This window comes from Caulobacter sp. D5 (genome assembly GCF_003185805.1).
GTDB lineage: Bacteria > Pseudomonadota > Alphaproteobacteria > Caulobacterales > Caulobacteraceae > Caulobacter.
The window spans coordinates 1-5,661 of sequence record NZ_QHJY01000462.1 but is presented as its reverse complement, the minus strand read 5'-3'; the positions used below and the strand labels follow the sequence as shown (position 1 = coordinate 5,661).

The window sequence follows — 5,661 nt, the reverse complement described above, 5'->3', positions numbered from 1 at the left end:
GGCGGCCGGCCCCGACGGCCGCCGCCGGCTGCTGGCCGCGCCGGGCTGCTACGACGGCTTCTCGGCCCTGCTGGTCGAGCAGGCCGGCTTCGAGGCGGCCTTCCTGTCGGGCGCGGCGCTGTCGCTGGCCCGGCTGGGCCGTCCCGACGTCGGCCTGGTCGGCGTCGGCGAGCTGGCCGACGCGGTGCGGGCCATAGCCGACCGCGTCGAGATCCCGCTGATCGTCGACATCGACACGGGCTTCGGCAACGCCTTGAACACCCAGCGGACGGTCAAGGTGCTCGAACGCGCCGGGGCGGCCGCCGTGCAGTTGGAAGACCAGACCTTTCCCAAGCGCTGCGGTCACATGCGCGGCAAGGGCGTGATCCCGCTGCCCGAGATGGTCGGCAAGGTCCGCGCCGCGCTCGACGCCCGTTCGGAAACCCTGGTCGTGGCCCGCACCGACGCCCTGGGCGTCGAAGGCCCGCAAGCCGCCATGGACCGCGCCGAAGCTTATCTGGAGGCCGGCGCCGACATCGTCTTCGTCGAGGGTCCCCGCACCCTGGAAGAGACAAAGGCCGTGGCCGAGCGCTTCGCCGCCCGCGTTCCCCTGGTCCACAACCTCGTCGAGGGCGGGATCACCGCCGTACGCACGGGCGCGGAGCTGCAGGAGCTTGGCTTCGCCATCGCCCTGCATCCCATGCTGCTGCTGCACGGCCTGGCCCGCTACGCGCCCGAATGGCTCGCCAAGCTGCGGTCGGACGGCACGACCGACGGGCTCGACATTCTCGACCTTCCTCGCCTCAACGCGGTCGCCGGGCTGGACGCCCTGCTGGCCGACGCGGCGACCTATGCCTGATTTTGGCGCTTAAGTTTCGGAGACTACCCATGCGTCCCCAGCACCTGATCGTCGCCGGCGCCGGCATCGGCGGCCTGACCGCGGCCATCGCCCTGGCCCGCGCCGGCCACACCGTCGAGGTGCTGGAACAGGCCCCTGCCCTGGGCGAAATCGGCGCCGGCGTCACGCTCGCCCCCAACGCCATGCGGGTCTACCACCACCTGGGCCTGGCCGAGGCCATCACCGTCGCCGGGGTCGAGCCCCAGCGCCAGCGGGTGCAGCACTGGGCCGACGGTCGCGATCTGGTCGCCTTCGAGCGCGGCCAGAAGGTGCGCGACCTCTACGGCGCGCCCTACGTCTACATCCACCGCGCCGACCTGCACGCCATCCTGGTCGAGGCGCTGGAAGCCACCGGCCGCGCCACGGTTCGCCTGTCCAGCCCTTGCGTGAGCGCCGAGCCGACCGCCGACGGCGCGATCGCCGTCCTGGCCGACGGGACTGAAATCAAGGGCGACGCCGTCATCGGCGCCGACGGCGTCAAGTCGGGCGTCCGCAAGGGCTTCGACCCGGGCGAGCCGCACTTCACCGGCCATGTCGTCTGGCGCGCCATCGTGCCGGTCGAGGGGCCGCTGCTGGAGGATCTGGCCCACTTCCCCGGCATCCACATCGGCCCGGGCCGCATGGCCGTGCGCTATCCGCTGCGCAACTCGACCCTGCTGAACCTGGTGTTCTTCGCCCGCCAGGAAGGCTGGGCCGAGGAAGGCTGGACGATCCGCGCCGATCTGGCCGACCTGCGCAAGACCTTCGAGGGCTGGAGCAGCGACGTCCAGGCCCTGCTCGACACCATCGATCCGGCCGCCCTCTACAAGTGGGCCGTCTTCGCCCGCCAACCGCTGAAGACCTGGGTGCGCGGCGGCCGCGTGGCCCTGCTGGGCGACGCAGCCCACGCCATGACCCCGTTCCTGGGCCAAGGCGCCGCCGCCGCCATCGAGGACGCCCTCGTCCTGGCCCGCGCCTTCGAAGCCGCCGCCGACGTCCCCGAGGCCCTGGCCCGCTTTGAGACCGCCCGCAAGGAGCGCTGCGGCTTCATCCAGGTCGAATCGAACCTCAACGCCGACCGCCTGGAAGGCGACGAAGCCCACCTCTACGGCATGACCGAGATCAAGAACGAAGAGACTTTGGGCCTGTTCGCCTACGATGCGGGCGCGGTGGAGGTCTGAGAATGATCCCTCTCTCAAAGAGAGAGGGAATTTCCCGGGCGCCTTCGAACGCCACCCGCCTGCCTCCCCCGCGTGCTGACCGCCTAGCGGAGCATCCGCTGAACGCAATATTTTGACTGATCGGTCCCCTTCAGATTAGCGTCAGTTCGCGCCGCCCTTCCGGGCCGGCTGTTTGGAGGCCGCCATGTCCGCCGAGATGCTCAACACCTTCCAGCAGATCGACCACCCGATCCTGCCCAAGCCGACCCACGACGAGGCGTCGCGCCAGGAATTCACCAAGAGCTTCAAGCAGTTCATCCAGCAGGGTCTGCTGCCGGGCCTGGGTCCCGTGTTCGGCGTCCGCGCCGCCAAGGCCTTCGAGCGCGAGCACGGCCGCGCGCCCGCCGACCGCCGCGACATCCGCGCGGCCATGGTCAAGGACCTCTACTTCCAGCATTACGCGGCGGCCAACCGCATCGCCCAGGAACTGCTCTGGGAATCGACCAACGTCACGATCGACCGCGAATTGCCCGACCTGATCGAGAAGGCCCGCGGCCTGTCGGCGTCGGCCAAGGGCACGCTCGACCTGCCCGAGGCGTTCGAGACCCCGCGCTACGTCACCTCGATCGACATCCACTGCATGCCCGGCGGCTATGCCGGCGCGGTGGCCCCGGACGACATCTCGACCGGCGCTCTCTACGACCGCGGCGTCTATCTCTACGCCATGGGCTATATGGGCCCGTTCAACGACGACATGGGCCGCTCGGTCTGCAACTACGTCAACCGTCGCCTCGACGGCTTCAAGCCCAAGCGGATCCTGGATCTGGGCTGCACGGTCGGCCACTCGACCCTGCCCTACAAGGAACTGTTCCCTGACGCCGAAGTCTGGGGCGTCGACGTCGCCGCGCCGCAGGTGCGCTACGCCCATGCTCGCGCCGCTGGCCTGGGCCTCGAAGTGAACTTCGCCCAGATGAACGCCGAGGAGACGCGTTTCGAGGACGGCTCCTTCGACCTCATCGTCAGCCACATCCTGCTGCACGAGACGTCCGGCAAGGCCATGCCGCGCATCTTCAACGAGTGCCACCGCCTGCTGGCGCCCGGCGGCTACATGATCCACGCCGACCTGCCGCCGTTCGACAACATGGACCCGTTCACCCAGTTCATCCTCGACAACGAGACCTGGTACAACAACGAGCCTTTCTGGGGCGCCATGCGCGAGACCGATCAGGTCGCCCTGGCCAAGGCCGCCGGCTTCCCGCCGCAAAGCGTCAAGTTCGACACCGCCCCGATGGCGATCATGGAGTTCGTGGCCCAGCAGGCCGCCGGCTACAGCGAGGACGCCAGCGCGGCGGTCTCCGACCGTGAATTCGCCGCCGGCGAATACGCCCCCGGCGGCGGCTGGGAAGTCCTGATCGCCCGCAAGGCCTGAGTTCAAAGGAATATCACGATGAACGCCCACGCTCCGCAGGCCGAGCGCCCGCACGTCATCCGCGACGCCAAGGGCAAGCGCCCTCAGTTCTACGAGGCCCCGGGCCTCGACCAGGCCATGTCGATGATCATGGTCCTGGCCAACGAACTGGCCGTGCTGCACGACCGTCTCGACTCCGCCGAACGCGTCCACGCCGCCAAGGGCCTGGACCTGGCCGCCGAGATCGAGGCCCTGCCGCTCGACCAGGCCGCCCTGGAGGCCCGCGAGGCCTGGCGCCAGGACTTCCTGGGCCGCCTGTTCTACCTGGCCCGCAAGGACGCCTCGGAAGCCGCCGCGGCCGACACCGCCGAGCGCTTCCGCGCCACCATCGAAGACATCGCCCAAACCTGACCCTGAGACCTGATCCGAGTAAGCTGATGCCCGTCAAGACGCGTACCGCCCCAGCCGCCGCTGGCCTCCTCGCACGCCTGGAGGCGATCGTCGGCAAGGACGGCGTCCTGACGGGCGAGGCCGCCCTGCCCTTCGCCACCGACGTCTATCGTACGCTGGAGACGCCGCTGGCCGTTGTCCGCCCGGCCGACATCGACCAGCTGCAGGCCGTGGTGCGCGAGGCGGCGGCCGCCGGGGTCGCCATCGTCCCGCGCGGCGGCGGCGCCTCCTATACCGACGGCTACCTGGCGACCCGCGCCGACACCGTGCTGATCGACACCGGCGCCCTTTCCCGCATCGTCGAGATCAACGAGACCGACGCCTATGTCACGGTCGAGACCGGGGTGACCTGGGCTCAGCTGAAGGACGCGCTCGATCCGCTGGGTCTGCGCACGCCGTTCTTCGGCCCGTTCTCGGGCCTGGCCGCCACGATCGGTGGGTCGATGTCGCAGCACGCCATCAGCCATGGATCGGGCCAGTTCGGCAGCTCGGCGGAGTCGGCCGTGTCGCTGGACGTGGTGATCGCCGACGGCTCCCTGCTGCGCACCGGCTCGGCCGCCCGCGGCGGCTCGCCTTTCGCCCGCTGGTACGGCCCCGACCTGTGCGGCCTGTTCCTGGGCGACTGCGGCGCCCTGGGGATCAAGGCGCGCATCACCCTGCCGCTGATCGCCAGGAAGGCCGCCTTCCAGTGCGCCTCGTTCGCCTTCGCCGACCTGCCCAGCCTGGCCCGCGCCATGCGGGCGGCGGCGCTGGAGAACCTCGACGACGAGCACTTCGCCATCGACGCGCCGCTGGCCCAGGGCCAGATCGCCCGCCAGGACAACGCCGCCGTCGTGCAGATGGCCCTGACCGTGCTGAAGAGCTCGCCGTCGCTGGCCGCCGGCCTGCGCCAGCTCACCAAGATGGCCCTGGCCGGCGACCGCGCCCTGCGCAAGGCCGAGTACATGGTCCACTACATCCTCGAAGGGGTGGACGATCGCGAGGCCAAGGCGCGCCTGGATCGCCTGCGCACCCTGATGACGGCCGAGGGGGTCGAGATCCCCAACACCATGCCGACCATCGTGCGCGGCATGCCGTTCGCGCCGCTCTACAACGTGCTCGGTCCCAAGGGCGAGCGCTGGGCCCCGATGAACGGCGTCCTGCCCCACAGCCAGGTCGCCGCCTTCCACGCGGCGCTAGAGGCCCTCTACGCCAGCCACGCCGAAGAGATGACCGCCCGCGGCGTCTGGCGCGGCGGCATGTTCGAGGTGCTGCGCCCGTCCGGCTTCCTCTACGAGGTCGCCCTCTACTGGCCCGGCGAGCAGACCGCCTACCACGCGGGCGTCCTGCCGGCCGAGCATCTGGCCAGCCTGCCCCAGTACGCCGAAGATCCCGAGACCACGGCCTTCGTGCACAGGCTCAAGGCCCAGATCATCGCGCTCTACGGCCAGTACGACGCCGTGCACTTCCAGCTCGGCAAGCTCTACCCGTACGCGGATGTGCTGGAGGCCCCGGCGCTGGATCTGGTGCGCGCGGTCAAGGCGGCGGTGGACCCGAAGGGGGTCATGAACCCCGGGGCGCTGGGGCTGTAACAAACTCTCCCATCTTTGGAGAACCTCTCCCATAGGGAGAGGGAGGGGCCCAAGCGAAGCTTGGGAGGGTGAGGGGTTACACCCTCACCGACAGATCCACGATCGAACATCAGAAGCGTCGGCCAATCAGGCCAGGGGATGGGACCGCCAACGGCGTACCCCCTCACCCTCCCACGCCTGCGGCGCGGGCCCCTCCCTCTCCCCATGGGAGAGGTT

5 protein-coding genes are annotated in these 5,661 nt (G+C 70.0%); all 5 read left to right on the top strand.

The features are described 5' to 3' along the window. On the top strand, positions 1 to 838 hold an 838-nt coding region (locus tag DMC18_RS23620), incomplete at its 5' end, for an oxaloacetate decarboxylase (protein ID WP_370444633.1). A gap of 29 nt (positions 839 to 867) precedes the next feature. Beyond that, positions 868 to 2,037 (top strand): FAD-dependent monooxygenase, encoded by a 1,170-nt coding sequence (locus DMC18_RS23615; RefSeq protein ID WP_110121742.1) that lies wholly within the window; start codon positions 868 to 870, stop codon positions 2,035 to 2,037. Between the two features lie 184 nt (positions 2,038 to 2,221). Then, positions 2,222 to 3,445, top strand: coding sequence for a class I SAM-dependent methyltransferase (locus tag DMC18_RS23610; protein ID WP_199228599.1), 1,224 nt, complete (start codon positions 2,222 to 2,224; stop codon positions 3,443 to 3,445). An 18-nt stretch (positions 3,446 to 3,463) separates the two neighbouring features. Beyond that, complete coding sequence (locus DMC18_RS23605) at positions 3,464 to 3,835, top strand: hypothetical protein (protein WP_110121741.1); 372 nt, start codon at positions 3,464 to 3,466, stop codon at positions 3,833 to 3,835. Positions 3,836 to 3,861: 26 nt separating this feature from the next. Continuing rightward, on the top strand, positions 3,862 to 5,445 hold the full coding sequence (locus tag DMC18_RS23600) for an FAD-binding oxidoreductase (protein WP_110121740.1): 1,584 nt from the start codon (positions 3,862 to 3,864) through the stop codon (positions 5,443 to 5,445). The last annotated feature ends 216 nt before the right edge of the window (positions 5,446 to 5,661 follow it).

Bases quoted from the DNA above. Each gene is read 5' to 3' on its own strand.
- DMC18_RS23615 (WP_110121742.1), top strand. From the start codon at position 868: ATGCGTCCCCAGCACCTGATCGTCGCCGGCGCCGGCATCGGCGGCCTG.
- DMC18_RS23610 (WP_199228599.1), top strand. From the start codon at position 2,222: ATGTCCGCCGAGATGCTCAACACCTTCCAGCAGATCGACCACCCGATC.
- DMC18_RS23605 (WP_110121741.1), top strand. From the start codon at position 3,464: ATGAACGCCCACGCTCCGCAGGCCGAGCGCCCGCACGTCATCCGCGAC.
- DMC18_RS23600 (WP_110121740.1), top strand. From the start codon at position 3,862: ATGCCCGTCAAGACGCGTACCGCCCCAGCCGCCGCTGGCCTCCTCGCA.